General features: G+C 68.7%; 29 protein-coding genes. 15 read left to right on the top strand and 14 right to left on the bottom strand.

Annotation, left to right across the window (positions count from 1 at the left end; genetic code table 11):
• Positions 1–199 precede the first annotated feature (199 nt).
• Positions 200–1,087: an SDR family oxidoreductase gene (locus tag C5E05_RS11420; protein WP_104342024.1), complete on the bottom strand. Its 888-nt coding sequence runs from the start codon at positions 1,085–1,087 to the stop codon at positions 200–202.
• Positions 1,088–1,360: 273 nt separating this feature from the next.
• Here C5E05_RS11420 and C5E05_RS11415 point away from each other — a divergent pair, with 273 nt between their 5' ends.
• Positions 1,361–1,771, top strand: a complete 411-nt coding sequence (locus C5E05_RS11415) for an ATP-dependent DNA ligase (RefSeq protein ID WP_146080613.1) — start codon at positions 1,361–1,363, stop codon at positions 1,769–1,771.
• 49 nt (positions 1,772–1,820) lie between these two features.
• Here the strand turns inward: C5E05_RS11415 and C5E05_RS11410 are convergent, their stop codons facing one another.
• Entirely contained in the window at positions 1,821–2,294 is a 474-nt protein-coding gene (locus C5E05_RS11410) for a CinA family protein (protein WP_104341987.1), read from the bottom strand.
• 141 nt (positions 2,295–2,435) lie between these two features.
• Here C5E05_RS11410 and C5E05_RS11405 point away from each other — a divergent pair, with 141 nt between their 5' ends.
• Both C5E05_RS11405 and C5E05_RS11400 read left to right on the top strand, forming a co-directional pair.
• Entirely contained in the window at positions 2,436–2,876 is a 441-nt protein-coding gene (locus C5E05_RS11405) for a transporter substrate-binding domain-containing protein (protein WP_258064847.1), read from the top strand.
• The gene (locus C5E05_RS11400; RefSeq protein WP_104341985.1) at positions 2,873–3,853 is read left to right on the top strand and encodes a cation diffusion facilitator family transporter; all 981 of its coding nucleotides are present in this window, start codon (positions 2,873–2,875) and stop codon (positions 3,851–3,853) included. Before C5E05_RS11405 ends, C5E05_RS11400 begins: the two co-directional genes overlap by 4 nt.
• A gap of 12 nt (positions 3,854–3,865) precedes the next feature.
• On the opposite strand, the gene C5E05_RS11395 is transcribed toward C5E05_RS11400, so the two are convergent.
• Positions 3,866–4,144, bottom strand: a complete 279-nt coding sequence (locus C5E05_RS11395) for a hypothetical protein (RefSeq protein WP_104341984.1) — start codon at positions 4,142–4,144, stop codon at positions 3,866–3,868.
• A gap of 541 nt (positions 4,145–4,685) precedes the next feature.
• Between C5E05_RS11395 and C5E05_RS11390 the strand changes: the two genes are divergently transcribed.
• From C5E05_RS11390 to C5E05_RS11375, 4 genes are all read left to right on the top strand, one after another.
• The gene (locus C5E05_RS11390; RefSeq protein ID WP_104341983.1) at positions 4,686–5,588 is read left to right on the top strand and encodes an ABC transporter ATP-binding protein; all 903 of its coding nucleotides are present in this window, start codon (positions 4,686–4,688) and stop codon (positions 5,586–5,588) included.
• Positions 5,589–5,618: 30 nt separating this feature from the next.
• Positions 5,619–6,440: an ABC transporter permease gene (locus C5E05_RS11385; protein WP_104243927.1), complete on the top strand. Its 822-nt coding sequence runs from the start codon at positions 5,619–5,621 to the stop codon at positions 6,438–6,440.
• A gap of 61 nt (positions 6,441–6,501) precedes the next feature.
• Positions 6,502–7,719: a histidine kinase gene (locus tag C5E05_RS11380; RefSeq protein WP_104341982.1), complete on the top strand. Its 1,218-nt coding sequence runs from the start codon at positions 6,502–6,504 to the stop codon at positions 7,717–7,719.
• Positions 7,716–8,408, top strand: a complete 693-nt coding sequence (locus C5E05_RS11375; RefSeq protein ID WP_104341981.1) for a response regulator transcription factor — start codon at positions 7,716–7,718, stop codon at positions 8,406–8,408. The genes C5E05_RS11380 and C5E05_RS11375 overlap by 4 nt, the downstream gene beginning before the upstream one ends.
• 87 nt (positions 8,409–8,495) lie before the next feature.
• On the opposite strand, the gene C5E05_RS11370 is transcribed toward C5E05_RS11375, so the two are convergent.
• From C5E05_RS11370 to C5E05_RS11355, 4 genes are all read right to left on the bottom strand, one after another.
• Positions 8,496–9,263: an ABC transporter ATP-binding protein gene (locus C5E05_RS11370; RefSeq protein WP_104243935.1), complete on the bottom strand. Its 768-nt coding sequence runs from the start codon at positions 9,261–9,263 to the stop codon at positions 8,496–8,498.
• Positions 9,260–10,267, bottom strand: coding sequence for a FecCD family ABC transporter permease (locus C5E05_RS11365; RefSeq protein WP_374953449.1), 1,008 nt, complete (start codon positions 10,265–10,267; stop codon positions 9,260–9,262). Before C5E05_RS11365 ends, C5E05_RS11370 begins: the two co-directional genes overlap by 4 nt.
• Positions 10,268–10,341: 74 nt before the next feature.
• Positions 10,342–11,385: an ABC transporter substrate-binding protein gene (locus C5E05_RS11360; protein ID WP_104341979.1), complete on the bottom strand. Its 1,044-nt coding sequence runs from the start codon at positions 11,383–11,385 to the stop codon at positions 10,342–10,344.
• 174 nt (positions 11,386–11,559) lie between these two features.
• Positions 11,560–12,471, bottom strand: a complete 912-nt coding sequence (locus C5E05_RS11355) for an SDR family NAD(P)-dependent oxidoreductase (RefSeq protein WP_104341978.1) — start codon at positions 12,469–12,471, stop codon at positions 11,560–11,562.
• 152 nt (positions 12,472–12,623) lie between these two features.
• Between C5E05_RS11355 and C5E05_RS11350 the strand changes: the two genes are divergently transcribed.
• Positions 12,624–13,055 carry a MarR family winged helix-turn-helix transcriptional regulator gene (locus C5E05_RS11350; RefSeq protein ID WP_104243943.1) on the top strand — a complete coding sequence of 144 codons (432 nt, stop codon included), beginning with the start codon at positions 12,624–12,626 and terminating at the stop codon, positions 13,053–13,055.
• Positions 13,056–13,201: 146 nt separating this feature from the next.
• Here the strand turns inward: C5E05_RS11350 and C5E05_RS11345 are convergent, their stop codons facing one another.
• Entirely contained in the window at positions 13,202–13,990 is a 789-nt protein-coding gene (locus C5E05_RS11345; protein WP_146081098.1) for a hypothetical protein, read from the bottom strand.
• 193 nt (positions 13,991–14,183) lie between these two features.
• On the opposite strand from C5E05_RS11345, the gene C5E05_RS11340 reads away from it, so the two are divergent.
• Positions 14,184–14,831 (top strand): GntR family transcriptional regulator, encoded by a 648-nt coding sequence (locus tag C5E05_RS11340; RefSeq protein ID WP_104243946.1) that lies wholly within the window; start codon positions 14,184–14,186, stop codon positions 14,829–14,831.
• Between the two features lie 43 nt (positions 14,832–14,874).
• Complete coding sequence (locus tag C5E05_RS11335) at positions 14,875–15,897, top strand: nitronate monooxygenase family protein (RefSeq protein WP_104342023.1); 1,023 nt, start codon at positions 14,875–14,877, stop codon at positions 15,895–15,897.
• 58 nt (positions 15,898–15,955) lie between these two features.
• On the opposite strand, the gene C5E05_RS11330 is transcribed toward C5E05_RS11335, so the two are convergent.
• Positions 15,956–16,855 carry an alpha/beta fold hydrolase gene (locus C5E05_RS11330; RefSeq protein ID WP_104341977.1) on the bottom strand — a complete coding sequence of 300 codons (900 nt, stop codon included), beginning with the start codon at positions 16,853–16,855 and terminating at the stop codon, positions 15,956–15,958.
• Positions 16,856–16,928: 73 nt separating this feature from the next.
• On the opposite strand from C5E05_RS11330, the gene C5E05_RS11325 reads away from it, so the two are divergent.
• On the top strand, positions 16,929–17,681 hold the full coding sequence (locus C5E05_RS11325; protein ID WP_104243952.1) for an SUMF1/EgtB/PvdO family nonheme iron enzyme: 753 nt from the start codon (positions 16,929–16,931) through the stop codon (positions 17,679–17,681).
• Positions 17,682–17,736: 55 nt separating this feature from the next.
• Here C5E05_RS11325 and C5E05_RS11320 read toward each other — a convergent pair whose 3' ends face one another.
• Positions 17,737–18,231, bottom strand: a complete 495-nt coding sequence (locus tag C5E05_RS11320; protein WP_104341976.1) for a small multidrug efflux protein — start codon at positions 18,229–18,231, stop codon at positions 17,737–17,739.
• Between the two features lie 184 nt (positions 18,232–18,415).
• Between C5E05_RS11320 and C5E05_RS11315 the strand changes: the two genes are divergently transcribed.
• Complete coding sequence (locus C5E05_RS11315) at positions 18,416–19,690, top strand: sensor histidine kinase (protein WP_181059537.1); 1,275 nt, start codon at positions 18,416–18,418, stop codon at positions 19,688–19,690.
• Positions 19,687–20,289, top strand: coding sequence for a response regulator transcription factor (locus tag C5E05_RS11310; protein WP_104307555.1), 603 nt, complete (start codon positions 19,687–19,689; stop codon positions 20,287–20,289). The genes C5E05_RS11315 and C5E05_RS11310 overlap by 4 nt, the downstream gene beginning before the upstream one ends.
• 375 nt (positions 20,290–20,664) lie before the next feature.
• Here the strand turns inward: C5E05_RS11310 and C5E05_RS11305 are convergent, their stop codons facing one another.
• The gene (locus C5E05_RS11305; RefSeq protein WP_104341974.1) at positions 20,665–21,561 is read right to left on the bottom strand and encodes a LysR substrate-binding domain-containing protein; all 897 of its coding nucleotides are present in this window, start codon (positions 21,559–21,561) and stop codon (positions 20,665–20,667) included.
• 126 nt (positions 21,562–21,687) lie between these two features.
• Here C5E05_RS11305 and C5E05_RS11300 point away from each other — a divergent pair, with 126 nt between their 5' ends.
• Complete coding sequence (locus tag C5E05_RS11300) at positions 21,688–22,644, top strand: DMT family transporter (protein WP_104342022.1); 957 nt, start codon at positions 21,688–21,690, stop codon at positions 22,642–22,644.
• Here the strand turns inward: C5E05_RS11300 and C5E05_RS11295 are convergent.
• Both C5E05_RS11295 and C5E05_RS11290 read right to left on the bottom strand, forming a co-directional pair.
• Entirely contained in the window at positions 22,585–23,397 is an 813-nt protein-coding gene (locus C5E05_RS11295; protein ID WP_104341973.1) for a tyrosine-protein phosphatase, read from the bottom strand. The genes C5E05_RS11300 and C5E05_RS11295 overlap by 60 nt on opposite strands.
• Complete coding sequence (locus C5E05_RS11290; RefSeq protein ID WP_104341972.1) at positions 23,394–24,599, bottom strand: MFS transporter; 1,206 nt, start codon at positions 24,597–24,599, stop codon at positions 23,394–23,396. Before C5E05_RS11290 ends, C5E05_RS11295 begins: the two co-directional genes overlap by 4 nt.
• 82 nt (positions 24,600–24,681) lie before the next feature.
• On the opposite strand from C5E05_RS11290, the gene C5E05_RS11285 reads away from it, so the two are divergent.
• Positions 24,682–25,149: a helix-turn-helix domain-containing protein gene (locus C5E05_RS11285; RefSeq protein ID WP_104243966.1), complete on the top strand. Its 468-nt coding sequence runs from the start codon at positions 24,682–24,684 to the stop codon at positions 25,147–25,149.
• A gap of 92 nt (positions 25,150–25,241) precedes the next feature.
• Here the strand turns inward: C5E05_RS11285 and C5E05_RS11280 are convergent, their stop codons facing one another.
• Complete coding sequence (locus tag C5E05_RS11280) at positions 25,242–26,231, bottom strand: helix-turn-helix domain-containing protein (RefSeq protein WP_146081097.1); 990 nt, start codon at positions 26,229–26,231, stop codon at positions 25,242–25,244.
• Between the last annotated feature and the right edge of the window lie 239 nt (positions 26,232–26,470).

The following is a 26,470-nucleotide window of genomic DNA, read 5'->3' as shown; positions in this document are numbered from 1 at the left end:
ATGCCAGGAACGCAGTCTGGGATTGGCGCTCCCGCGACCGCCTGAGGCTGGTGAGATTCCATGTGGACCTCCTCGTCCGTCGACGCGCAGCGTCTCGAAGGCCTCTGAAAACCGGAAGGACTTGAGCTGGCCGAGCACGCATGGCAGGCGCAGCACCGTGTCGACCTGGTCCCGCCCACACCGTCGCATTCAGGCCGACTCAGAAGGCGGGTGTCCCTCCGGCAACCGTGATCGTCGCTCCGCTCGTGTAGCTCGACTCGGGACTCACGAGGTGCACGTACGCAGCCGCGAGTTCCGCTGGCTGCCCAGGCCGGCCGTACGGTGATTCCTCGCCGAAGTGCGCGACCCGCTGCCCGTCCTGAGAGGCGGGCTGCAGCGGCGTCCACACGGGGCCAGGTGCGACAGAGTTGACGCGGATGCCCTTCGGGGCGAGCTGCTGCGCGAGTCCTGCCGTGAAGACGCCGATGGCACCCTTCGTGAGCGCGTAGTCCAGCTTGTCTGGAGACGGTTCCGCGCCCTGGATGGAACCCGTCGTCACGATCGAGGATCCAGGTTCGAGGTGCGGCAGCGCGGCCTGCGTGAGCCAGAACAGGGAGTAGACGTTCGTCTTCAGCGTCTGGTCGATGCTCTCGGTCGTCATCGTGACGATGTCGCCGTGGCTCTCCTGATGGCCTGCGACCATCACCAGTGTGTCCAGGCCGCCGAGTTCTTCGACCGCCTGATCGATGAGCCTCCGGCAGAACTGCTCGTCGCTAATGTCCCCGGGAATGAGCACGACCTTGCGCCCCTCACCCTCGAGGAGATCGCGCACTTCTTCCGCGTCAGCTTGCTCGCTCGGCAGGTAGGTGATGACGAGATCGGCACCCTCTCGGCTCAAGCCGATGGCCGCGGCCCTGCCGATACCGGAGTCTCCACCGGTCACGACACCACGAAAGCCCTTGAGGCGCCCGAGCCCCACGTAGCTCTGCTCACCGTGGTCCGGTTTCGGAGTCATCTTCTGCGCGAGCCCCGGGAGCGACTGCTCTTGTTCTGGAAACGGCGGAATCGGGTAGAGGTCGACAGGGTTCTTCTTGTCGTATTGGCTCATGATCTGGACCATACGCACGCACCCTCCGATCCGACGCGGTGCTTGACGAAGCCCGACACCGGGAGTATGAGGCGAAGGCCGCGGCCGCCGCGCGTATCTGAGTGGGCCTTGCGGCGAAAGGTCAAGACTCCAGGCGATTCTGCCGCTGAGCGCAAGAATTGATCGAAGAAAGAAGCAGCAGCACTGGCTACGGCCATGCTGGCCTCAGCGAACGCTCCAAGCGGACGGGCTCTCGACCTGTCTGGTTCCTGAGGGTGGTGGAAAGGGTTGGTCTTGGGTTTTCTCTACTACGGCAGCAGCGACCACTCCGTGGAAATCAACGATCGCGCGCTCGCACATCTGAAGATCGCGATGACGGGTCTGCTCCGTGCAGGGCAGAGCTTCGCGTTCTCCCACCCGCGCCCTGTGTCACGGGGTGGGGGTCGCGAAACGCTGTGGATATCGCCGTCGATCGAGCTGCGGTTCCGGTTCCTCGGCAGTCGGCTTCCGAATGTCAATGCCGATTGGCTGCGGGCGATCATCGATACGGCTGACTCGCACGCCGGGATGCGCCTCACTCCGGAACCGCAGACCGAGCGTGCTGCGGCACACCTCAGCCAACGCAGACCCCCTGCGAAGGCGGGGAGGCCTCAGTCACAGAGCCAACTGAGCCACTCGGGCGGATCCCACGGGTCCGATTCGTAGGAGGCGGCGTCGGCGCTCGCATTCTCGTGGTGCGCGGCGCGGATACGGTTCATTCAGTGCGGAGCAGGACCTCGAGCTGTTGGAGCGCGGCGTAAACCGTCTGGCTCAGAATGTCGTCGGGGTCCCCATCGAACTCGAAGCGTTCGCTGCCCACAGCTCCTTCGACACTCCAGCCGAGGTAGACCGTCCCTGCCGGCTCCCCCTCCTCGGGCCCTGGTCCACCCGCACCGGTCGTGGTGATCGCCAGGTCGGCCGCGAACACCCTCGCCGCGCCGACGGCGAGTTCCTCGGCACAGCGGGCCGTGATGACCGGTCCCGGTGTGACCCCGAGCACCTGCTGCTTCACTTCGGATTGATAGGCCACGATCCCACCGCGAAGCCACGTCTTCGCGTCCGGCCCACGGCCCAGCGATGAGACCAGCCATCCGCAGGTCAGCGACTCAGCAGCGGCCAACGAGAACCCTCTCGCCTGCAGCCGGTCAGCAATGAGCTCGACAAGTTCCCGATCGTCGTGTTTCGTCATCCGGACACGCTAGAGCTGTACTCTCCAGGGGACCTAGGGCTTGACACCGATCCGCGGGCTGCTGCCTTGTGTCGGAAGTTCTATGCTCGGGGCATGGTGCAGACGGTGAGGTCGCTGTTGCGGACCTGGACTCTTCTGGCGTTGAGCGTTGTCCTTCTCGCCGGATGTTCCATCAGTGTGCCGAGCGACCCCGACGGCACACTCGATCGGGTGCGTGCCGGCGAGTTGCGCGTGGGCATCTCCCACAACCCACCCCTCACCGCTCTCGAGGCGGATGCCGAGCCGACCGGGATCGAGGCGGACCTGGTGCGCGGATTCGCGAATCAGCTCGAGTCGACCGTCGTCTGGACCTCGGGATCGGAAGCTGCGCTTGTCCAGGGACTCGAGGACGGAAACCTCGACCTCGCCGTCGCAGGGTTTCGTGACGACTCCCCCTACACGGACGAGGTGGGGGCCACAGACACGTACCTGGAGACGCTGGCACCCGACGGTTCACCCGTGCGCCACGTCATGCTCGTCCCGGCCGGCGAGAACGCCTTCCTGACGGAACTCGAGATCTATCTGGCCGAGGCCACGCGATGACGCACCTCCCAGATGAACACCTCGAGGCAAGACGCAAGGCCATCCGGCTCGAGTGGATAACGATCGCCTTCCTCGCGGTGACCGTGACCCTGGTCTACCTCGTGCTCGGGAACTCGCAGGCGATGAAAGCCGCCTGGCTCGAGGACCTGCTCTCGTTCATCCCGCCCATCGCCTTCCTCATCGCCGTTCGCGTCAGTCGACGAGCCGCGACGATCAGTCACCCCTACGGCTTCCACCGTGCCGTCGCCATCGGCCATCTCGTATCCGGGGTCGCACTGACCTCGATGGCGGTGTTCCTCATCGTCGATTCCGGGAGCGGGCTGCTTCGTGCCGAACACCCGACGATCGGCACGATCGAGATCTTCGAGCAGCGGGTGTGGCTGGGGTGGCTCATGATCGCCGTCATGCTCCTCATCGCCTGGCCCCCGGTGATCATCGGACGCAAGAAGATCAAGCTCGCGGCCAAGCTGCACGACAAGGTGCTCTACGCCGACGCGGACATGAACAAGGCCGACTGGCAGACCGCGGTCGGCTCCGCAGTCGGCGTGGCCGGCATCGGAATCGGTCTGTGGTGGCTCGACTCGGTGGCCGCTCTGTTCATCTCCGGGAGCATCATGTGGGACGGTGTGCGCAATCTGCGCATCGCCGTGCTCGACCTCATGGACGAGCAGGCGCGCACCTACGACGGGAAACGTCCCCACCCACTCGCCGCGGAACTCAACACCCTTGTCGCGGCCCACGACTGGGTCGAGCACACCGGGTGCCGGCTGCGGGATCAGGGTCATGAGCTGCATGCGGAAGTCTTCGTCGTCCCCCGCGCCCCGGCCGGTGTGGGCCTGATCGAATGCGCGCAGCTCACCGAAGCGTGCCGGGGTCTCGACTGGAAGCTGCAGGATGTCGTGGTGGTCTTGGTCACGGAGCTGCCGCCCTACGCACACCGCCTGCTCTCCCCGCATGACGACGCGGAGGAAGACTGACGCTCCACGGTGCTATCGCCACCGGACGTGAATCAATGGCGCCGTGTCTGCCCCTCGGAAGACGTCGCTCGCGGTGACGTCGGCCAACGCCGTTGTCATCTCCCGTTCCCACGCGTCGGCGGTCGAGTCCTCGTCGTAGAGATCGAACTCGGCACCGGACAGGTCGAACCCGCTGTCGGTGGCGATGAGCAGGTCGAGGAGCTGGAGCTTCTCCTCGCGCTCGGGGTCACTTGACCTCTGCCAACTTCGAGACCGATCGAACCGTCGCGGCCAGGATCGTCTGCCGCGCACGCCCCTGCGGAAGACGAGGCGCGCACTGCCAGATCGTCAACCAGGCGTGGGTGGTGGCTTCCTGTGCTCGATCTTCCCGATTGAGGAGTCTGAGCGCCAGCGCGAACATCGTCGGGCTCAGGGCGTCGTAGAGACGAGACAGCGCTGCACGGTCTCCGGATCCCACGAGCACGAGATCTGCATCCAGCCTCTCGTCTCCTGACTCCGATCCCCCGTCGGCACGTGGCCGCTCTGCCACGACCGCGCTCATCGCGCGCCGCCTCGCACCGGGCCACAGCTCGACGTGCACCGACCTGAGTTCGACATGGCGACCCTCTCTCTGTGAGGGGGTCGGAGCTGGCCGCTCTCCCTCGAGCCCTGCAGATATTTATCTAGTTAACCTAGCTAAATGAGAAGCGGGGTGCCCGCGAGTTTGCTGAGACCGCTTCGACCCGCCGGTCGCGATCAGCCGCAGTTCAACCCCTGGTTGGCATTCGCCACCACCCCCTCGTCCGTAGCGTCGTGAGCACGAGACAACCGCTATGACGAGGAGCGCGACGAGATGACGATCGAAGTTGAGGCCCTGACCAAGACCTACAAGGGAACGCACGCAGTGCGGGATGTGAGCTTCACGGTCCAGCCGGGCAAGGTCACCGGGTTCCTTGGCCCGAATGGGGCAGGCAAGTCCACGACGATGCGCTCGATCGTCGGCCTCGACCACCCCACCTCCGGGCGTGCACTCATCAACGGCACCGAGTACCGGGCCTTCGCGGCGCCTCTGCGCGAAGTCGGTGCTCTGCTCGACGCGAAGGCGGCGCACAAGTCCCGCACGGCGCTGAACTACCTCACCTCGATCGCAGCGACGCACCGGATTCCGCGCTCGCGCGTCGACGAGGTCCTCGAGGCAACCGGCCTCAGCGCAGTCGCCCGGAAGAAGGTCGGCGGGTTCTCCCTCGGCATGGGTCAGCGTCTCGGCATCGCCGCGGCGCTGCTGGGCGACCCGGGCACGCTCATCCTCGACGAGCCGGTCAACGGCCTGGACCCCGAGGGCGTGACCTGGGTCCGCGAGCTCCTGGCTCGGCTGGCGGCCGAGGGGAGAACGGTGTTCCTCTCATCGCACCTGCTGAGCGAGCTGGCGCTCATCGCGGACCATGTCATCATCATCGGCCGCGGCGAGATCATCGCGGACTCACCGCTCAGCGCACTCACCGAGCAGAACGGCCTCCGCGTCCGCGTGCGCACCCCGGATGCGCTCACGCTCACTCGCCGAATGACGAGCACGGGGGTGAGGATCGTCTCGAGCGAGCCCGAGCTGTTGGAGGTGGAAGGCCTCACCGCCGAGCAGATCGCCCGCGCCGCCCGCGAGACAGGGGTGCTCATCACCGAGCTGACGCCCCTGCGGCAAACCCTCGAAGAGGCCTACAACCACCTCACGCGCGACTCCGTCGAGTACGCCTCAGCCTGATCTCGCTTGCTTCACGAAAGGACCATCCTCATGGGCACCATCACAACCGCCACGCCTCCCCGCATCGTGCGCCAGTTCCCCGTGCGGAACGTCAGCCTGGGCGGCGCAGTCCGCTCCGAATGGATCAAGTTCTGTGGGCTGGCCTCGAACAACGTCCTCGCAGGGTTCACGTTCCTCCTCCTGGTCGCCAACGGCATCGCGATGCCATGGGCGTATGTCTTCCGCGACCGCGGTTCACCCCAGGCGAACTACGACGCGTACCCCGAGATGGTCGTCGACAAGACCGGCTACGTCGGCATCGTCCTCGCCGTGCTCGCGGTGCTGATGGTCACGAACGAGTATCGCTCCGGGCAGATCAGCACCACGCTGCTCTCGGTTCCGCGCCGGACGCCGGCACTGATCGCGAAGGCGGCGATCATCGCGAGCGTCGCCTTCGTCATCGGCGTCGTCAGCTCGGCGATCGGGTTCGCGGTCGCACCGCCTATCCTCGCCGGTGGTGGGTACAGCTACTTCCTCGAGACACCCGACCTGCTCCGGCTGGTCGTCGGCTCGGGCTTCTACCTCGCTGCCATCAGCGTCATCGGCATCGCGCTCGGCGCGATCATCCGCAACGTCATCGCCGCGGTACTGGCGACGATCGTCTTCCTCATCATCGTGCCCGTGATCCCGCAGATGTTCTCCGAGTACGGCACTGAGATCATGCGCTTCTTCCCGATCCAAGCCGGCTCGCTGCTCCTGGCGCCCGCCGGCACTGACCCGATGGGACCGTGGGGCGGTTCTGCCGTCCTGCTGCTCTGGGCGCTGGCGCTGTTCGTGAGCGCAGCGGTCGTGCTCAAGCGCCGCGACGCCTGAGCACGCTCATGAGCGGGCTGGCAGCGAGAATGGGAGCACAGCTCGGGATGGAGGTCGGGGTATGAGTGCTCGCTCATCACCGCCAGGGGTGGATGCCGCGGAGGTCGACCGCGTCCTCAGCACGCGGCTCCTGCTCTTGTTCGGCGCTCACCCCAGGACGGTCGACGGGGTCATCGCCCTGCTGTGCCTGGGAGCCCAGATGCTCGTCCTCGTACTCCCAGGTGCCCAGGAGCCTTGGCCGAGCCTGCTCTTCGTGCCACTCTCCTGCGGCCTCCTCCTATGGCGGCGACGTTTTCCCCGCACCATCCTCGTGGCAGTCGCGACGGTGAGCGCGGCGGGCTTGCTCCTCCCCACCCCCGTCGCGCTCCTCGGACTGCCCGCCGCCGTCGCGCTGTACACCCTGGCCTCGTTGACTCCCATCAGGACCGCACTCCTGGGGTACGCCGTTGCCGTGGGGCTGCCCGCGGCAGGCATGCTCCTCACATTCCTGACGACGGGAGTCCCCCGTGCACCGTCGCTCCTCGACCCCCTGGCGCTGATCGCTCTCGCTCTCGGTATCGCCGTCCGCAGCGCAGCGCGGCGCCGAGAAGCGCTCGCGGAGTTGGTGAACCAACGGCTCAGCACGGCTCGGGTCGTGGAGCGGCAGCGCATCTCGGCAGAGATGCACGACATCGTCGCTCACTCGCTCTCGACGATGATCGCTCTCGCCGACGGTGCATCGAAGGGCTGGGAAACGCACCCGGAGCGGTCGGCTCTCGCGCTCGGCAGGCTCGGCGACGTCGGGCGAAGCGCACTTGCCGACATGAACAGGGTCCTGCGGGTGCTTCGGGGGGAGGACGCGGTCTTGGACGAGAGTCTCCATCGCTCGGGCCACAACGTGCCGGAGTTGGAGGAGGTGGTCGAGATCTTTCGCGGCACCGGCGTGCCCGTCACACTCGCCCGCTCCGGCGAGACGATGCCCGACAGCCCCACACTGGCGACGACGGTGTACCGGATCGTCCAGGAGTCGCTCACCAACGTGCTGCGGTACGCGACAGGAGCCACACGAGTCGAGGTCAGCATCGACGTCGCAGGTGGCACGGTCACGGTGCAGGTCACCGACGACGGCTGCGCCGGACCGCACTCGGACAGGGCCCGGAGCCAGGGGACCGGCCGTGGCCTGCTCGGCGTCGCTGAGCGTGCCGCGACGTACGGCGGGACGAGCGCAGCTGGCCCGCGCCCGGGCGGCGGCTGGATGACGCGAGCCACCCTGCAGATCGACGAGGCAACCAGAACATGACCGGCCCCAGTTCGCCGAAGATCAGGGCCCTACTGGTCGACGACCAGGAGCTCGTTCGGATGGGTACGGCTCTCACCCTCGACGCCGCCGACGATATTGAGGTCGTCGGCGAGGCAGACACGGGTGAGTCGGCGATCCGCCGCACGCGGGAACTGAAGCCCGACGTCGTGTTGATGGATGTGCGGATGCCCGGCATGGGGGGCATCGAGGCGACCAGGATCATCACGACCGTGCACCCCAGCACGAGGGTGCTCGTGCTCACCACATTCGACGTCGACGAGTATGCCTTCGGCGGCCTGGACGCGGGGGCAAGCGCCTTCCTCCTCAAGAGCACCCCGCCAGATCGGCTCCGTGAGGCGGTGAGGACCGTCCATTCGGGCGAGGCCGTGGTCGAGCCCAGAATCACGAGACAGCTGATCGATCACTACGCCTCCGGCGGTTCACCGCATGCGCGTTCTCGGAGTGCCGAGAACGTCGACCCGCTCAGCCAGCTCAGCCCGCGCGAGCGAGAGGTGTTCGGGTGCATGGTCGCCGGGCTCTCCAACAGCGAGATCTGCGAGACGCTCCACCTCTCCCCCGCGACGGTGAAGACCCACGTGAACCGCATCTTCGCCAAGCTGCACCTGCGCGACAGGGTCCACGCGGTGATCCTCGGGCACGAGCTGCGAGGGCAGTGGCGGGCGCGGTAGCGATCGAGGCAGTCCGGTACCGGGGTGGAGTGCTGTCGGGCGCCTCACGCGCCGAGCGTTCTGCGACTCACCGCCGAACGCTCCCGCTCAGCCCGGTCTCGTGAAGGTGACGACGGGGGTCTGCCGGCGGGCGTCGACGGAGACTTCGGCGGTCACGCCGTAGACGTCTTCGATGAGCTCAGGAGTGAGCACCTCGGTGGGCGTGCCTGCGGCGACCACGGCTCCATCCCGGAGCACGACCAGGACGTCGCAGTACATGGCCGCGAGGTTGAGGTCGTGGATGGCGATGATGGTCGTGACCGGCAGTGCGCGTATGAGCTCCAGCAGCTCCAGCTGGTGTCGGATGTCGAGGTGGTTGGTCGGCTCGTCGAGGAGCAGTTCGTGGGGCTCCTGGGCGAGGGCACGCGCGATCTGGGCGCGCTGGCGCTCGCCGCCCGAGAGGGTGTGCCAGAAGCGGTTGGCCTGCTCGAGCAGACCGACGTGGTCGAGGGCGCGGTCGACCGCGCGATCGTCGGCGGCGGTGTCTCCTCCGAGTCCTGAGCGGTGCGGGATCCGTCCGAGGCGCGCGATGTCGCGCACGGTGATGTCCACGTCGGTGTCCGCATGCTGGGTCACCGACGCGACGGACCGGGCGATGTGACGACGCCCGACGGTGCTGATGTCGACGCCGTCGAGGGTCACGAGGCCAGCGCTCGGTTTCACGAACCCGTGCAGCACTCGGAGCAACGACGATTTGCCGGACCCGTTCGGTCCGAGCAGTCCGACGGTCTGGCCCGGCTGGGGGTGCAGGCTGACGCCGTCCACAACGAGCGCTCCGCCTCGACTCCACGAGACGCCCTCCGCGTTGATCGTCACGTGCGCTTCCTCTTTCGGGCGAGGAGCGCGATGAAGACGGGCACCCCGACGAGGGCCGTGCCGACACCGACGGGGAGCGGGGTGGGCGAGAACGCGACTCGCGATCCGGCGTCGACCCAGACCATGAAGATCGCTCCGATGACTGCGGTCGCCGGGATGAGGCGCGAGTGTCGCGGGCCGACGAGCAGCCGGGCGGCGTGCGGCAGGACGAGGCCGACGAATCCGATGGCTCCCGCGACGCTGACCAGCGTGGCGGTGATCAGGGCGGTCGCGACGAGGAGGATGGCTCGAGTACGCGCGACATGGATACCGAGGGACGCCGCGACGTCTGCCCCGAACGCGAAGGCGTCGAGGGCGTGGGCGTACCTCGCGCAGAGCACGGTCCCGGCGCCCACGACGACGACGCAGAGCACGACGTCATCCCACCTCACCCCTTCCAGGGAGCCCAGCATCCAGAACATGACGCCCCTCGTCTCGTCGGAATCCGCGAAGGCGAAGATGATCAGCGACGTCAAGGCGGAGAACAGCTGCGTGCTCGCGACCCCCGCGAGGACAACTCGGTCGGTCCCGCCGCCGGAGAGCTGAGAGAGCAGGAGGACGAGCCCGAACGCGACGAGTGCGCCGATGAACGCGCCACCGGAGAGCCCGATCGCGGCGCCACCGAGCCCGAGGACACCGATTGCGACGGCACCCGTCGATGCGCCGGATGAGATGCCGAGAATGAAGGGGTCGGCGAGCGGATTGCGCAGGAGCGACTGCATGACCACGCCGCAGAGCCCGAGGCCGATTCCGCACGCGGCGGCCACGAAGGCGCGAGGAAGCCGCTCCTCCCAGACGATCGCGTCCTTCGACACCTTCACCGGGATGTCAGTCAGGCCGAGGTGGTTCGTGACGATGTCACGGACGTTGACGGGCAGGATATCCGCCGGTCCGAGCGTGATCGCAGTCCCGACCGAGGCGACGAGCAGAAGCAGACCGGCAAGCACCAGGGCGCACGCGATCAGCACGCGTCGCGGCCGGGGCGCGCGCGAAGATTCGGTGCTCACGCGTTCGACGGAACGCTGGCCCGTGGCGGAGGTCAGAGTTCCTCCCCGTGCTCGTCCCACCACGCCTTGATCTTCTCGAGGCCATCCACGAAGCGTATGGAGGGGTTGAGCTCCGCCCCGTGCAAGTCGATGTAGCGCTTGTTCTGCACGGCGTCCATCGTCTTGGTCAGCGGGTCGGATTCCAGGAACGCGACCTTCTCGTCCAGACGGTCGCCAGGGAATCGGTCTCGCTGCAGGTCGCCCAGGATGAGCACCTGCGGGTTCCGATCGACGATGTCCTCCCACGTCGTCGCGGGCCAGTCGTCGTCGAGGTCCGCGAAGACATTCGTGAGTCCCGTGGATGATCCGAGCATGGCGGCAGAACCCAGGCCACCCGCGACGTAGGGCGTCTTGGTGTCGGCGAACCAGTACGCAGCGCTCGCGCCGTCGAAGTCGACGCCCTCGGTCGCCGCTGCCGCGCGCGTCTGCAGATCGCTCACGAGCTCGGCCGCGCGATCTGCGACGTCGAAGACCTCACCGAGCTCCGTGATCTCCGCGTACAGCGCATCGACCTCGAGCGGTGTCGTCCGCGTCCCTCCGCCGTTGATGCTGGTCCCGTTGTCGCAGTCCGTCGGCGAGAGGTAGCTGTTGACGCCAGTCTCAGCGAATCGTTCGCGCGAGGTGACCCCGCCTTCAGCGAAGTGCCGGCCGAAGGAGGCGGTCACGAAGTCGGGGTCCGCGCCGAGAACAACCTCGTAGGTGGGGGCGTTGTCGGCCAACCTCGGGACGGCGGCGTTGGCGTCGGCCAGCGATTCGAGGACCGGGTCGGTCCAGGATGCCGTGCCGACCATGCGGTCCTGGAGCCCGAGCGACAGGAGGATCTCCGTCGAGTTCTGGTCGAGCGAGACGACCCTCTCCGGGGCCGCGTCGATCGTCACCTGCGTTCCGCAGTTGTCGAGTGTCAGCGGGTACTGCGTCGCCCCGTCCCCCGCGCTCGCAGCCGAGTTGGATTCGACCGCCTCCGACGCTCCGCATCCGGAGAGCCCGAGGACGACTGCGGTGGTGAGAACGAGGCTGAAGGTGGCGCGCTGACGCACATGGGCTCCCTGGATCGAGTCGAGTCTGCCGACTGGCTCGCTAAGGATAGCCTTACCTGCGCGCTCGGGCGTGCGCCGGGCGTGCCGAGGAAGAGCGTGGAGGTCGAACAGAACGCGACGATGCGCTCGAGCCGCCCGGCGACCACTGACAGCAACAGGGAGCACGCGCGCTCATCACTCAGGAATGATCGGAGCTCCGAGACGCTCTTCGACCTGCTGCCAGACGCTTCGACCGAGTTCGGGGTTGAGGCTTGTCGGCACCGGGGTCGTGAGGATCGGCGCACCGGTGGCTCCCGTCCGGGGGCCGAAGTAGGCGGCGGCTGGGAGCATGGGTGTCGTCATCGCGGCGATCGCCGGCTGCGCAGCCGCATCCTTGCCCTGCACCACTCTCGAGAACACAGGAGCGACGGCTGTCGCGAGGGTGCGGACGAGCGCGGAGCGCTGCTGCAGTGGGGGCCGGTCCGGCGTCAACGCGTCGATCGCGGAACCGGGGTGGCTGACGACCGATCTCACGCGAGAACCACTCGCGACGAGACGTCGGTCGAGCTCGAATCCGACGATCTCCGCGGCATGCTTCGACATCGCGTAAGCGGCGCGAGGACGATACGCGGAGGGAGCGAGCCAGCCGTCTGCATCGAACGGAATCTTCTTCGTGAGGAAACTGCCTGTGCTGATCACCCGCGCCTCAGGCGCGTGCGCGAGCGCGGGGAAGCTCAACCTCAGGAACTCGAGGTGCGCGAGGACGTTGACTCCGACCGTGGACTCGACCCCGAACGGACCTTCGCTGTAGGTGGGGTGAGCGGCGATGACGCCGGCGTTCATCACGAGACCGTGAACCGGCGGACCGGCGCCGATGCGCGACCCGGCTGCGCGAACGGATTCGAGGTCCGCGAGGTCGAGTTCGAGGTGGCGGTGGCGGCCGGGTTCCGGGAGGAGTGCGATGGCGCTCTGCGCTTTCTCCGCGGAGCGGGCTGCCACGGTGATCTGCGCACCGAGGCGAGCGAGCCCTTCCGCGACGAAGAAGCCGATGCCGCTGGTTGCGCCAGTGACGATGATCGACCGTCCATCGAGTCGTGGCGTGTCCATTGATCAGACTTTCCGTTCAGGCGCGGGGCGCGCGGCTGTTGCGTTCGCGGGGAAGCCAAGCGGCAGTTGCACATCAACCGCCCACTTCCTTCAAGTTCTGAAGTGACTGTAGCAGAAGCTTCAAGTCTTGTAGCAAGTGCTAGGGTGAGCGCATGGGAGACGAACGCGCACAGAAGCTGTCGGAGGCCCTCTTCGCCGCGTACGACGTCGTCGCGCGCACGAACGATGCGCTCGAGCCGGCACTTGCAGAGTTCGGACTCACCGCAGTCACCGCTCACCTGCTCTGGGTGATCGACCCCGACGGGCCCGCACCGTCGATGCGCACGGCCGCCGAACGGACGCACTGCACCCCGCAGAACGTGACCTTCATGTGCCACCAGCTCGAGGCCAAGGGGCTCGTCACTCGAAAACCGTCCCCGACCGACCTCCGACAGCGCGTCATCGAGCTCACCCCCGAGGGCCGTGCAGCTCGCGACGCGATCGTCGAGCTCGCCTCGACCAGCTCACCTCTCGCCAACATCGGCGAGTCCGACCTCGCGCGAATCACCGAGCTCCTCGGAAGCGCACCGTCGCGCCTGGCCTGAATAGCCTCGGGCACGCGGATACCCCCTCTCCTACTGGCTCCCGATGAGTCGAGCTGAGCCCCGCCTGGCGTGCCCACGGCATACGACTCAGCCCCCGACTTGGCAGTCAGGGGCTGAGTTCAGTGCGCGTGGAGTTGGGTGATCGACTACCCGTCGAGCTCCGCCACCGCGAGGCCGTAGGTGACGTTCGCGGCGTTGTTGACGCCCGCGTAGATGAAGCCGAACGGGTTCTCTCCGCCGGTGATGGCGTTGTACACGCCGTCTACGCTGAACGCGCCCGTGGTCGGGTTGATCGGCACGATCAGCCCGGCGTCGCGGCGCAGATCCACGCGCCCTTCGCTGACGTCGGAGAAGCTGAGGATGACCTCGGCCGGGAGCGCACCGCGATTGACGGTGACGACGCCGGTGAGCGTCGGGAAGATCGTGACCCCGTCGACCTCGCTGCCCCGGTACTGGTTGGGGGAGAAGTTGATGGTGCCGGTCGTCTCTCCGGGCGCGGTGCGCGGGGCGACGACGTCCACCGTCACCGATACCGACGCGCCGTCAGTGATCGAGGCCGAGACGGTGCCCGTGAACTCCTGGCCCGAGCTCGCCCCCGCATAGAAGCCGCTCACGTTGACCGTGACTTCGAACTCGCCCGTCTCGGAATCGACGGCGGCGCTCGATGGGCCCGTGATCGGCGAAGAGTATGCGAGCTGCACGGTCTGCGGACGGGTCCCCGCCTCGGTCGTGGCCGCGAACCCGCGCAGCGAGACCGTGGATTCACCGTCGGAGACGACCGCCCCATCAGGACCCAGCGTCAGGGGTTCTGGAGCCGGCGCGGTCGAGGCGACCGCGAGGGGCGCGGCGAGCGCGGCACTGACGGTCGGCAACGCCCAGGCGGCGGTGGTGACGACGGCCCGACGACTCGGTCCTGGGGAGGGCTGGGAACTCATGAACATCCTTCGAATGGGGGAACCGCGGAAAGGTCGGCGACACACAAGGAGGCCCAACCGCTCTAAGCAGACTACCTGCGGGGCGTGAACGACCGCCGAAAACCGGTGACGGCTTGACCCGGGTGGCCGCCTCGGAGTATTGATCCAAGCTGAACTTCCCGTACAACTGGGATCCCAGTTGTACACTCGGCCCATGAGGACGCCACCGCCACCCACCGCGACCGAGGTGGCCTACCAGCAGATGCTCGCGTGGCTGCGCGACGGCACATTCGCGCAAGGCAGCATGCTGAGCGAGAACGACCTGTCGAAGCGCCTGGCGGTCAGCCGGACTCCGGTGCGAGGCGCCCTCCGTCGCCTGGAAGCAGATGGGCTGGTGACGATCTTCCCGCAGCGCGGGGCGCTGGTCCGCACCCTCACGGCCGAGGAAGCGCGAGCCGTCGCGGACGCGAGGCAGGTACTCGAGTCTGCCGCCCTGGACTCCCTGTCCGTCGAGGCACGGCAGCGGTTGTGCATCCGGCTCGAGAAGTCCATCCAGGATCAGCTGACCGAGCTCGAGCAGGGCAGCTACGAACGCGTCGTGCAGCTCACGATCGACTTCCACCGCATCTTCGTCGAAGCAGGAGGGAACCCGATCCTGTTGGAGTTCTACGACAAGCTCCGACAGCGTCAGGCGGCGATGACGCTCCGAACCTACGACGACGTCGCTGGCCGGTGGTCGGAGTTCATCGCGGAGCACCGACGCCTCGTCGAGCACGTCCGCACCGGGGATCGAGGCGCGTTCCTCGCCGAGCTCCGCGCGCACATCCATCACACGCACGGGTCCCTCATGGGGCCACTGTGACCCACATCACCGAACCAATGCACACCCGCGGAAAGGCATGACCATGACGCTCCCCTCCCCACTGGACACGCTCAGGTCCGTTGCCGTCGCACCCATGGCCGGCGGCCCGAGCAGCCCTGGCCTCGTCATCGCCGCGGCCCGCGCAGGACACTTCGCGCAGCTCGCCGGCGGGTACAAAACCGCGGCGGCGCTGAACGCGCAGATCGCCGAGGTGACCGAGGCCGGGGTGTCGGCGTTCGGCGTCAATCTGTTCGTCCCCAACCCCCACCCCATCGACGAGGCGGGTTACGCCGCGTACTGGGAGAGCATCCGCGAGCACGCGTCGACGCACGATGATGCCGCGACCATGGCCGCCAGACTGGAAGACGACGACGAATGGTCGGAGAAGCTGGATGCGGTCATCCTCAGCCGGACGCCGGTGGTGAGCTTCACGTTCGGGCTGCCCTCGGCGGTTACGTTTCGGAGGCTGCAGGCGGCAGGGGTTCTCACGATCCAGACGGTGACCTCCGTCGATGAGGCGCGACAGGCCGCGGCAGCCGGCGCCGACGCCCTCACCGTTCAGGGGCACGACGCCGGCGGACACAGCGGCGTGTGGAATCCGGACACCTTCCCTGAGAACATCGCGCTCGCGACGCTCATCGAGCGCGTCCGGACCGTCACGGACCTGCCCCTGATCGCGTCGGGTGGGATCACGCGTCGCGAGCAGGTGCTCGAGCTCCTCGGCGCAGGCGCTGACATGGTCGCGGTCGGCACCGCGGTGCTTCGGTCAGAGGAGAGCGGAGCGTCTGCAGTGCACAAGGCCGCGCTCGCAGATGAGCAATACACCGAGACGGCCTTCACGCGGGCCTTCACGGGTCGCCCCGCACGTGCGCTCGTCAACGCCTTCGTCGCGAGCCACGTGGATGCCCCGGTCGGGTACCCAGCGCTGCATCACCTGACCCGGACCATGCGAGCGAAAGCCACGGCCGCGGGCGACAGCACGCTCGTCAACCTCTGGGCAGGACAGGGCTGGCGAGAGGCGAAAGAGGGGCCTATCGCCACGATCCTCGATGCTCTCGAACCGTGAGACGGCGCCGCTGATCCTGGCGGGCTCGGGGGCGTTGGCGACCGCGTCCCTTTGGCCCTCAGATCGATGAATCGTCTCCGGATGCACGCGAGTCGACCCCGCGATCGACGGCGTGCAGCGCCAACTCGGGCACCTGCTGCGCCACCAGCTCAGGCTCGGACGCAGTGACCACGTGGCCCGACTGCTCCGCCCGCACGTGCACGGCCCCCGGATGCGCGGCGACCGTCTCGAGGTGCGCCGCGATCAGCGGGGCGCGCGTGCGGTCGGCCGGCGTCTCCTTCATGCCAGAGATCACCCGCATGGGGAGGTCGCCAAGCCGCGGCGGACGCGAACGCAACCCGGCGAGCTCGCTGCGCACCATTCGCTGCTCCGCGGCGGCGGCCCGCGCAGCGCCCGGGTTCGTCGACGCATCCAGCGCCTGCGCCGCCGCGATCGGGTCCATGCCATCGACGAGGCTCCGCAGCTGCGCACGCAGCAGGCCGAGTCGGGCAGCGGGCTCCAGCACCGCGGCCGAGAACGCGAACAGCCGCCGCGTCGAAGGCCGGAAATACAGTGCCGCGTGCTCGTCGCTCTGGTCGACCAGCACAACACCATCCATCGGCGCACCCGCCGCCAGGCGACGTGCTGCCAAGCGCCGCACGATGGGCCCACCCCAACTGTGGCCGACAAGCACCAGCCGAGAGGGCTCCTGTGCGTTCACCACCGTGTCGAGGTCATCCGCGAGCCGCTCCAACGTGCGCGGTGCGGGATCCGGCGTGCTCTCTCCGTATCCGGCACGCTCGTAGGCGACGACCCGCACGCGCTCCGCGAGCATCCGGTGCACGAGCCCCCAGTACAGTCCGCTCGCACCGAGACCCGCCTCGAGCACGACCACCGTGCCTGCATCGAGCGGCCCGCTCGCGAACGTGCGCAGTCGACGACCGTCGGGGGTGGTCACGAAGGCGGCGGAGTCGATCATCCCGGCATGCTCTCACGCCCCGACAACCACTCGCCAGGCGCCGGTGGCAGCCTCCGGTGCGAGGATGGCCCCAATGGATATCGAATTCTCGGCCATCGAGGGCGGCACCGTCGAGCTGCACGACGCCCGACGGAAGCTGCGCAGGCGCGTCGAGCTGGAGCCGTTCGAGATCGGCGTCTACGCCGTCACCCAGTCGCAGCTCGGCGAGCTCCTCGGCGAAGCCACCGACGATGGGACCAGCCACCCCGAACGGCCAGCGACCGACGTCAGCTGGCTGCGCGCCATCCGCTTCTGCAACGCCGCCTCCGAATGGGAAGGGCTCGACCCCGCCTACTCGTACGACGGCGAGCAGGTCACGTGGCACGTCGACTCCGACGGCATCCGCCTCCCCACCGAATCGGAGTGGGAGTTCGCGTGCCGCGCCGGGTCGACCACCGCCCAGTACGGGCCGCTCGCCGACGTCGCCTGGACGAGCCTCGACGGCGTCACCAGTCCGCAGCCCGTCGGCGGCAAGCACCCCAACCTCAACGGCCTCTTCGACACCCTCGGGAACACGTGGGAATGGTGCTGGGATCACCTCGACCCTGCCCGCTACGACGACTACCGCGTGTTCAGGGGCGGCGGCTACGCCGACGACACGTGGAGCGTCCGCGCCTCCGTTCGCCGCGGCGGTGCGCCCCGCATGCACCACGAGGACGTCGGGTTCCGCGTCGCGCGCGGCGGGTTCGACGCCGTGGATGCGGCCCAGGGCTGGTCAGCGGCAGCCGACCGCGAGCGCGCGACACTCGAGGGACCCACCCCGTTCGGGTGGACCCCTCAGAGCTGACCCGCGCCAGCCGCCATCCTCAGCCTGACGTGGCGTCGGCTCGAACAGCGAGCCGTCAGACCGCGAACTGGATGACGCCCGTGATGATGAGCGTCAGCAGGGTGGTCCACAGGATGATCGCGGCCGCCTGCCACACCAGCACACGCCCCTTCGAGATGCCGCTTCCCGCGAGCGCGGCGGCCGTGAAGTGCGTCGGGAGCAGCAGCGGGCCGAGGAGGCTCACACCGGCGACCCCGTAGCGGTTGAACGCGCGCTGGAACTTCTCGCGGCTCGCGGTCTTCGGCTTCGCGTCCGCCGGCGACTTCGCGAAGCGTGCCCGGATGGCAGCGCCCAGGTACACGACCAGGGCTACCGCGATGAAGTTGCCGACGGCGCCCGCCACCGCGGCGATGACCGGGTTGATGCCGCCGATGATGCCGATCGTCGCCGCCCCCTCCCCCTCGATGAAGGGAACCGCGCCGGCGAGCGCCACGATGAGCGGCTGGAGCCACTCGGGCAGCTGCGCCATCAGGTTCTGGAAGCCGAGGATGAGCTCTGCGATGGGATTCATGGTGTGGCCTTTCGAAGCTGCGATCTGGGCTGCCGCGTCGGAGTACCGCGGTGATGACTCCATTCCAGTCGGGATGCGCGTGCAGCGGCAGTGTCACCGCGTCACCACTCCTCGTGAGGATGTGCGTGCCGGTTCGTGACATATGTCACGGGTCGGGCACCCGCCGCTGGCCTACCGTGGAGGAATGAGCACTCCACGCATCGGCGAGATCGCGCTGGCCCGCGGCGTGACCGCCACCTGGTGGTACACGGCGGTGGGGGTCGTCTCCTTCGTCGCGTTCACGGGCATGTTCTGGGTCTTGTGGGCCTGGGCGTCGCCGGCGCTCGACGCGCCCTGGCGGCTCCCCGTCGCGATCGTCGGCGGGGCCGCCTGGATCGCGTCCAGCGTCTTCCTGCTCCTCGACTACCGACCGAGCGTGCACGCCGCCCGTGACGGCGAACGGCACCCGCGGTCGCCGCTCAACATGACCGGGTTCGCGTTCGCCGCTCTGGGCGCGCTGTTGCTCGGAGTCGGCACGTCGTCGGTACTGGCCGCGGTCGGGGTTCTCGGGTTCGTCCTGGCCGTCCGGCCGTGGACACCCGGCGTGCGGTGGCGGGTCGTCGTCGGGGCGACGGTGCTCGTGACCGCGCTCGTCTTCGTGGAGGCGTCCAGCTTCACGAGGCAGGGCATCCCCTCCAGCGCGTTCTCGGCACCCGCGTTCTTCATCGTGATGCTGCCCACCATGACCGCCTTCTCGCTCTGGTGGTGGGAGATCGTCCTCGAACTCGACCGGGCCCGCGCCGCCGAGAGCCAGCTCGCCGCGACCCGTGAGCGCCTTCGCCTCGCCAACGACGTCCACGACCTGCAGGGCCACCACCTGCAGGTGATCGCGCTGCAGCTCGAGCTCGCCGAGCGGCTCCTCACGAAGGACCCGGCGGCGGCTGCAGAGCAGATCCGCGCCGCCCAGGGCGCCGTCGACGAGGCGCGCGCCGGCACCCGGGCGCTCGCGACGAGCTTCCGAGGCGTGCCCCTGCCCGACGAGCTCGAGAACGCGGCCGACCTGCTGCGCGCCGCCGGCCACGACGTGCGGATGCACGTGGGATCGGGCACCGCATCCGCCCCAGCCGCTGTGCTCGGACCGATCGTGCGCGAGAGCGTCACCAACGTGCTCAAGCACGGCGACGGCGCCCGCGCCCGGATCGAGCTCAGCCGTGACGGCGACACGTGGCTCTACCGGATGGTGAACGATGCCGCCGACCGCAGTGACATCAGCGGGGTCGGCGCCGGGGCCGGTACTCATTCCGGGACTCGCGCCGGTGCCGACGTCGCCTGGGGCAGCGGCCTCACGGGCATGGGCGAGCGCCTCGAGTCGAGCGGCGGTGAAGTCGAAGCCTGGAACGACGGCACGAGCTTCACGGTGCAGGTGCGACTGCCCGTCGCCGCCCAGCAGGCTGCGGCGAGCGCAGAGGGACACGCATGATCCGGGTCCTGCTCGCCGACGACGAGGACATGATCCGCACGGCGCTCGCCTCGCTGCTGCGCCTCGAGGACGACCTTGAGGTGATCGCCGAGTGCAGCACGGGTACGGCCGCCGTCGAGACGGCCCTGCGCCTCAAGCCCGACATCTGCCTGCTCGACCTCGAGATGCCCGGCCTCGACGGTGTCGAAGTCGCCGAGCGTCTGCACGGGCTGCCCGAGGTGCGGTGCATCGTCGTCACGAGGCACGCGAGGCCCGGGGTGCTACGTCGGGCGCTCTCCGCGGGGGTGGAGGGGTTCATCCCGAAGTCCCGCCGCGCCGAGGAGGTGGCCGACATCATCCGCCGCGTCGCCGCTGGCCGACGCTACGTCGACCCGGAGATCGCCGCGGATGCGCTCGCCGACGAACGCAGCCCCCTCACCGACCGAGAGCTCGACGTTCTGCGGGCCGGGCAGCGCGGCGAGACGATCGCGGAGATCGCCCGCACCCTGCACCTCTCCCCCGGCACCGTCCGCAACCACGTGTCGTCGGCGCTCGGCAAGCTCGCCGTTTCGACCCGGCAGCAGGCGACCGTCGTGGCCCGCGAGCGCGGCTGGATCTAGGGCGGCGGCTCCAGCGCGGCGGCTCGGCCACCCACCACCCCGTTTCGGGATGGGTTCCACGCCTCGGGATGGTTTGCAACCCACCCCGAGGCGTGGAACCCATCCCGAAACAGCAGCCACACCCATGCGCGAGGGAGATTCGCGGAACCGCGTCCGGTCCGCCGCGCCAATCCGGTCGGCCGTCGGCGACCGCGGACTCAGGTCAGGAGGACACCGACGCTTCGGGATGGCTCCGACGCACGCAGATGGCTTGCAACCCATCCCGAAGCGTGGAACCCATCCCGAGAGCCAGGGGCCAGGGGCCCGGGGCCCGGATGTGGAGCGAACACCGGGCGGACCGCGGACGGAAGGCCAGCAGGAGGGGGCGCAACCAGGTCAGCCGGGGGTGAGCCGGTCGAGCACGTGGCGCAGCAGCGGCCACTCCGCGGTGCCGCGGAGGTAAGCGGCGGATGCGCGCAGCATGGGCGGGTCCTGCATCCGCACGATCCGCACGTTGTCGCGCTGCTGCCTCGTGAGGGGCAGCATCCCGACCCCGAACTCGGCGGCGATGAGGTCTTCGACGAGGGCCAGGTCGTCGGACTGGTGGGTGACGTTCGGCTCGTAGTCGGCGAGCGATGCGAGCACGCCGATCGCGATCTCATCGGCGTTGTTCCTGGAGTTGCCGATCCACTCCTGGTCGCGCAGCGCGAGCATGAGCTCGCGGTTCGGCAGCGGCACCCGCCCGCGGCCCTGGAGCGCGTCGGCGTGGCGGTCCGCCATGCCGATGCCCCACTCCCCCTGCCAGAGCCGCACGCTCTCGTAGCGGGTGGGGATGCGCAGCGGCGCGAGCGTGTAGTCGTAGACGAGTGCCAGGTCGATTCGGCCAGCATCCACGAGCGCGAGCGCTTCGTCGGGTTCCTGCTCCTCGAGCACGAGCCGCACCCCGGGGTGCGAGGCGGCGAGTTCGCGCATGATCGGGAACAGGGCGCGGGCCGCCGTGGCGAAGCCGGCAACGCGCAGCGTGCCTTGCGGCTCACCGTCGGGGTCGAAGTCGCGCTTCGCATCGTCGAGGCTCGCCAGTATCCCGGATGCGCGCGTCGCGAGCCGAGCACCCGCGGCGGTCAGCCGCACCCCGCGTCCGATTCGCTCGAGGAGTCGCGCACCCAGCTCCTGCTGCAGGAGTGCGAGCTGCTGTGACACGACGGACGTCGTGGTTCGGTGGAGCTCGGCGACCGCGCGCATGGAGCCGAGCCGGTCGAGGTCGACGAGGTACTCGAGGCGTCGTGTCTCCATGGGCCCTCCAGCCGGTGATCCTGGTCGCGGGCGTCACCGTCCACTCCATCATTGTGCGTCTTTCGCGAACGATGTGTTCGCTCATCTCGCGTGGACACGGACACCGCCGAGCGACATCCTGATTCCATGACCACGTCCAAGCTCGCGCCAGCTCCGCGGGGAACTGCGCGTTCCGGCACGCTCATGACCATCTCGGCGATGCTCTTCGTGCAACTCGGGCTCGCGCTCAGCACTGGCCTGTTCGAGCAGCTCGGCCCGCTCGGCACCGGTTGGATCCGCCTCGTGTTCGCGGCAGCGCTCGTGCTGGTCATCGTGCGCCCACGCCGTTCATGGTTCACGCGCAGCAGCTTCCTGGCGTGCGTTGTGCTCGGCGCGGCGACCTCGGGAATGACCCTGCTCTTCACGCTCGCGATCGACCGCATCCCCCTCGGCACTGCCGCGGCCCTCGAGTTCCTCGGCCCGCTTGCCGTCGCCGTGCTGCGCAGCCGCGGCCGGGCTCTGCTCTGGCCGCTGATCGCGGCCGTCGGGGTCGGGCTGCTCACTGAGCCGTGGACGGGGAACATCGACCCGCTCGGCGTCCTGTATGCGCTCGCCGCCGCCGCCTGCTGGGCCGTCTATATCCTCTGCACGCAGCGGGTGGGTGACGAGCTGAGCGGGGTACGCGGCCTCGCCGTGTCGATTCCGGTCGCCGCCGTCATCGCGAGCCTCATCGCGGCGCCGAGCACGATCCCGCTGCTCACCTGGGAGGCCGCGCTCGCCGGCCTGGGCCTGGCCGTTCTCCTGCCGACCGTGCCGTTCATGCTCGAGATCCAGGCGCTGCGCCGCATCACCGCGGCCGCGTACGGAACCCTCACGAGCCTTGAGCCCGCCGTCGCACTGGTCATCGGGCTGCTGCTCCTGCACCAGGTGCCGGGCATCCTGCCGGTTGTGGGTCTCGCGCTGGTCATCGCGGCGGGGATCGGCGTCGAACGCTCGGCGGGACGCGCCGCGCCGCCGAGCGCCCCGACTCCCGGTGATCCCGGTTCAAGCGCCCGTGAGACGACCCTTGAGCGCGGCGAGCTCCGCACCGGTGAGCCCGCCTGACTGCAGGTAGGCTGCCGAGCCGCCGTGGGCATCCACCCATTCGAGGGCACGCTCGATGGCCGAGGCCGGGGTCGCGGCGACGAGGTCCTTGATCTCGTCGGTGAGCGGCAGGCCGTACTGCGCGACCATGCCGTACATGCGCTCAGCCCACTCGCCCGCGAGGCGCTCACCGGACGACGTGTAGTCGGCGACGATCGCCGATCGCTCGACGCCGACCGCGTCGAGCAGCAACGCCGAGCCCACTCCGGTGCGGTCCTTGCCTGCGGTGCAATGCACGAGCACCGCTGTCGGCGGGGCGGTCGTCGCGTTGGCGACCAGGCGTGCGAGCTCAGCGAACGACGCGGCCCCGTGCTCGAGCATGCCGACGTAGAGCTCGCCGAGCGAGGGGATCTGCGCCAGCACCGCCTCGAGAGCCTTCGCCTGCTCAGACGGGTCTCCACCGCCCGCCGCCGACTGCAGGCCCTGCTGGACGAGACCGGACACGGCACCCTCGAGCAGGGGCAGCTCCGCGACGCGGAACGGGCGACTCACGGGGAGGCGGTCCGGCGCCATCTGCCGCTCGGAGAGGGTGCGGAAGTCGACGATGACACCGATATCGCTCGCGGCGAGCTCCTCGAGGCCGGTCTGGGTGAGGGAGCTCAGCGCATCTGACCTGTAGAAGACGCCGGGCGTCGTCGTACCGCCGGCCGCCAGCGGCATGCCGCCGGTGTCTCGGAAGTTGAAGGTGCCCTGAAGTGATGTCGCCGTCGTCATGCGACCAGCCTAGGACGGGGCTCCGACATTCCGTCGGTCGCGTGTGGGGCCCGCCGCACGGAAGAGGCGAGCACCCAGGCGACGAGGCCGGCGGCCGCGAACGCGGCTCCGAGCATCGCGGACCCGTGCCAACCCGCCCAGGCGTAGACGGCGGTGGTGGACGCCGCACCGGTGGCCGAGCCAAGGGAGTAGAAGACCATATATGCGCCGATGGTGGTGCTGACCCGGCCCGGGTCGGCGCTGGTGAGGATGTGCTGGTTGCTGACGTGCACGGCCTGGACGGCGAAGTCCAGGACGACGACTCCCAGCAGCAGGAGGATGAGCGACCAGGTGAGCTGGGCGATGAGGAGCCAGGACGCGAGGAGCACGACGAGCGCGATTCCCGCCACGCGATTCGCGTGTCCCGCGTCCGCCCACCGTCCGGCTCGTGCTGCGCCGAGGGCACCTGTGAGTCCCGCGATGCCCACGACACCGATGAGCGTCTCGCTGAGATGCCAGGGAGCACCCGCCAGAGGCACGGTCATCCCGCTCCACAGTGCGCCGAATGAGGCGAAGAGGAAGAAGGCGATCGCACCGCGTCCGAGCAGGGACGGCTGCGCGAGCAGGTGGAAGAACGAGCGCAGCACCCCCAGGTACGACGGCACCAGTCCGGTGCGGGAGTCCGCCCGGAGCCTGAACAGGGCGACCGCCGCGAGGCCTACGGCGAGCACCGCGAGGGCGACGAACATGCTGCGCCAGCCCCAGAGGTCGGCAAGGGCGCCAGACAGGATGCGGGAACCGAGGATCCCGATGACCACGCCGGAGGTGACGACACCCAGGGTGCGGCCGCGCTCCGCAGGGTCCGAGAGCGCGGCGGCGTAGGCGACGACCGTCTGCACGACGACGGCGAGCATCCCGGTGCTCGCGAGGCCCGCGAAGGCGACCCAGGCGACGGGCGCAGCCGCGACGAGGGCAAGTGCACCGGCCAGCAGGACGAGGTGCACCACGATGAGCCGTCTGCGGTTGAGCAGGTCCCCCAATGGCACGAGCAGGATCAGGCCGACGAGGTAGCCGAGCTGGGCGGCGGCGACAAGCCACCCGACGGCCTCGACGGGCACCGACAACTCGCGACCCATCTGTCCGAGCACTGGCTGGCTCGCGTAGATGCTCGCCACGGCGACTCCGCAGATGACCGCGAGCAGCGCTCTCGTACCTCGATTCACAGACCCCTCGCAATCAGTTGCACATTGCAACTGTTTGAACGTAGGGCAAAATGGTTGCAGTACGCAACTCAAGGGAGATCACATGTCGAGCTCCACGGCGAGCCAAGACTGGACAGACCCGAGCTGTCCAGTTGCCCGCACCGTTGACCTGGTCGGCGACCGCTGGAGCCTGCTTGTCGTCCGCGACGCCATGGACGGCGCCCGTTCCTTCACCGACTTCCAGCAGCGGACCGGCATCGCGCGCAACATCCTCACCGATCGACTCCGGAAACTCATCTCGGCCGGGCTCCTGGCCCAGGTGGATGCGCCGACCGGGAAACGCAGAGTGTACGAGCTCACTGAAGCGGGTCGTGACCTCTTTCCCGTCATCGTCGCGCTGCGGCAGTGGGGCGAACACCACGCCTTCTCCAGCGGGGAGGCGCACTCGTCACTGGTCGGCGAGGACGGCATCCGGGTGCCGGAGCTCACCCCGAAGGCCGCCGATGGGAGCTTGCTGACGAGCGAGAACACGCGCGTCGAGCACGTGGCTGCGCAGGACTCGCACCCCTGAACCCCGATCTATCCCTGAGGCAGACTGCCGAGCGGAGGGCTCGACGGAAAGACGAGACTCCGTGCGGGCGAGACGAGCAAGCGAGCGTCAGCTCACTCCGCCGCGGGAAGGATCGCCTTCTGCGGCGACACCGCGGCGTCCGGGGCCGCGGCCAGGGCACTCCGCATGCGCCGCGCCGTGCCGAAACCCGCGCCCCTGGCGGCCGCATCCTGATTCGCTCCCTCGAGCAGCAGGCGCTGTGCGAGGCGCACGCGCGCCCTCCTGAGGTAGGCCGACGCGGTGTCACCCGTCGCGGCGAATGCCCGATACAGGTGCGCCCGGGATGCGCCGAGGGCGGCGGCCATCGAGTTCACCGTGGTCGCCTCGTCTGACGCGAACCGGGAGACGTACTTGACGGCCTCGCTGTAGACGTGAGCGAGGTCGGTGCTCGCCGTGCTGAGCGTGCGGAGCTCGGTCTGAGTCGCCAGCGCCCAGACCAGCGCCTCGACGCCCAGCCCGACGCGGGTGAAGGCGGGGTCCTCAGCACGGAGTCCGCCGCTGAGGATGGATGCGGAGGCGTCGACGAGCACCTGCAGGTAGGCATCCGACGCCGAGGTCGTTCCGACGTAGTTCTCCGTGAAGGACTGGGGGCGGGGGAAGATGACCAGGAGGCTGCTGACCGGGCCATTCGACGTCTTGCTGACGAGATCCTCCGGGTTGGCGAACAGCACGCTGCCGGGGGTGAGCGTCTCCAGCGTTCCGGCGATGTCGACCACGACCTCGCCTTCCAGGCAGGCGAGGAGCAGCCTGGCGGCGCCCCCGGCGAAGGCGCTCGGGACTTCGTATCGGAAGGTCGCTGCCGTGTGGCGGTAGCGGCTGAGGGCGAAGGTGTCGTTCTTGAGCACATCGCCGACGACCCTGAAGTCCTGACCGTCCGACTGGAGATGCCATCCCCAGCCCCGCACGGTCTCGACGGCCTCCGGCCCCACCTCGTCGACAGTGAGCGAGACCACCCGAGGGAGTTCCGTCCGCGTCGGCCACTGGCCGTCGCTCGACTCCCTCACGGCAACCTCGGTGTCTGCCTGACTCGTGTGCTCCTGCACCTCACCCACTCCAATCGCTCGATGTCATTCGGAGAACGCGCAGACCGCACGTTCCCTGGTGAGACGACACGAGCGCGGCGTTCGTCACACATTCCATTCTGTCGGATGGGTTGGAGAACCAGGTCGGGCATCTCACCGGATGAAAACACCCGGGGAAGTGAGCTGGAACGCAGCAAACTGCGAGTCACTCGGCGACTTCTTCCCCGCCAGAATCATTTCCGTCGGCGAGCTGAATCAAA

Source organism: Pseudoclavibacter sp. AY1H1, from assembly GCF_002931055.1.
In the GTDB taxonomy this organism is placed as follows: Bacteria; Actinomycetota; Actinomycetes; order Actinomycetales; family Microbacteriaceae; genus Pseudoclavibacter.
The sequence above is the reverse complement of the archived record's forward strand: the minus strand, read 5'-3'. Positions and strand labels throughout refer to the sequence as shown.

Bases quoted from the DNA above. Each gene is read 5' to 3' on its own strand.
- C5E05_RS11340 (WP_104243946.1), top strand. From the start codon at position 14,184: ATGAGGACGCCACCGCCACCCACCGCGACCGAGGTGGCCTACCAGCAG.
- C5E05_RS11300 (WP_104342022.1), top strand. From the start codon at position 21,688: ATGACCACGTCCAAGCTCGCGCCAGCTCCGCGGGGAACTGCGCGTTCC.
- C5E05_RS11325 (WP_104243952.1), top strand. From the start codon at position 16,929: ATGGATATCGAATTCTCGGCCATCGAGGGCGGCACCGTCGAGCTGCAC.
- C5E05_RS11295 (WP_104341973.1), bottom strand. From the start codon at position 23,397: ATGACGACGGCGACATCACTTCAGGGCACCTTCAACTTCCGAGACACC.
- C5E05_RS11345 (WP_146081098.1), bottom strand. From the start codon at position 13,990: ATGAGTTCCCAGCCCTCCCCAGGACCGAGTCGTCGGGCCGTCGTCACC.
- C5E05_RS11305 (WP_104341974.1), bottom strand. From the start codon at position 21,561: ATGGAGACACGACGCCTCGAGTACCTCGTCGACCTCGACCGGCTCGGC.
- C5E05_RS11390 (WP_104341983.1), top strand. From the start codon at position 4,686: ATGACGATCGAAGTTGAGGCCCTGACCAAGACCTACAAGGGAACGCAC.
- C5E05_RS11380 (WP_104341982.1), top strand. From the start codon at position 6,502: ATGAGTGCTCGCTCATCACCGCCAGGGGTGGATGCCGCGGAGGTCGAC.
- C5E05_RS11355 (WP_104341978.1), bottom strand. From the start codon at position 12,471: ATGGACACGCCACGACTCGATGGACGGTCGATCATCGTCACTGGCGCA.
- C5E05_RS11420 (WP_104342024.1), bottom strand. From the start codon at position 1,087: ATGAGCCAATACGACAAGAAGAACCCTGTCGACCTCTACCCGATTCCG.
- C5E05_RS11315 (WP_181059537.1), top strand. From the start codon at position 18,416: ATGAGCACTCCACGCATCGGCGAGATCGCGCTGGCCCGCGGCGTGACC.
- C5E05_RS11375 (WP_104341981.1), top strand. From the start codon at position 7,716: ATGACCGGCCCCAGTTCGCCGAAGATCAGGGCCCTACTGGTCGACGAC.
- C5E05_RS11320 (WP_104341976.1), bottom strand. From the start codon at position 18,231: ATGAATCCCATCGCAGAGCTCATCCTCGGCTTCCAGAACCTGATGGCG.
- C5E05_RS11410 (WP_104341987.1), bottom strand. From the start codon at position 2,294: ATGACGAAACACGACGATCGGGAACTTGTCGAGCTCATTGCTGACCGG.
- C5E05_RS11385 (WP_104243927.1), top strand. From the start codon at position 5,619: ATGGGCACCATCACAACCGCCACGCCTCCCCGCATCGTGCGCCAGTTC.
- C5E05_RS11350 (WP_104243943.1), top strand. From the start codon at position 12,624: ATGGGAGACGAACGCGCACAGAAGCTGTCGGAGGCCCTCTTCGCCGCG.
- C5E05_RS11400 (WP_104341985.1), top strand. From the start codon at position 2,873: ATGACGCACCTCCCAGATGAACACCTCGAGGCAAGACGCAAGGCCATC.
- C5E05_RS11335 (WP_104342023.1), top strand. From the start codon at position 14,875: ATGACGCTCCCCTCCCCACTGGACACGCTCAGGTCCGTTGCCGTCGCA.
- C5E05_RS11285 (WP_104243966.1), top strand. From the start codon at position 24,682: ATGTCGAGCTCCACGGCGAGCCAAGACTGGACAGACCCGAGCTGTCCA.
- C5E05_RS11330 (WP_104341977.1), bottom strand. From the start codon at position 16,855: ATGATCGACTCCGCCGCCTTCGTGACCACCCCCGACGGTCGTCGACTG.
- C5E05_RS11310 (WP_104307555.1), top strand. From the start codon at position 19,687: ATGATCCGGGTCCTGCTCGCCGACGACGAGGACATGATCCGCACGGCG.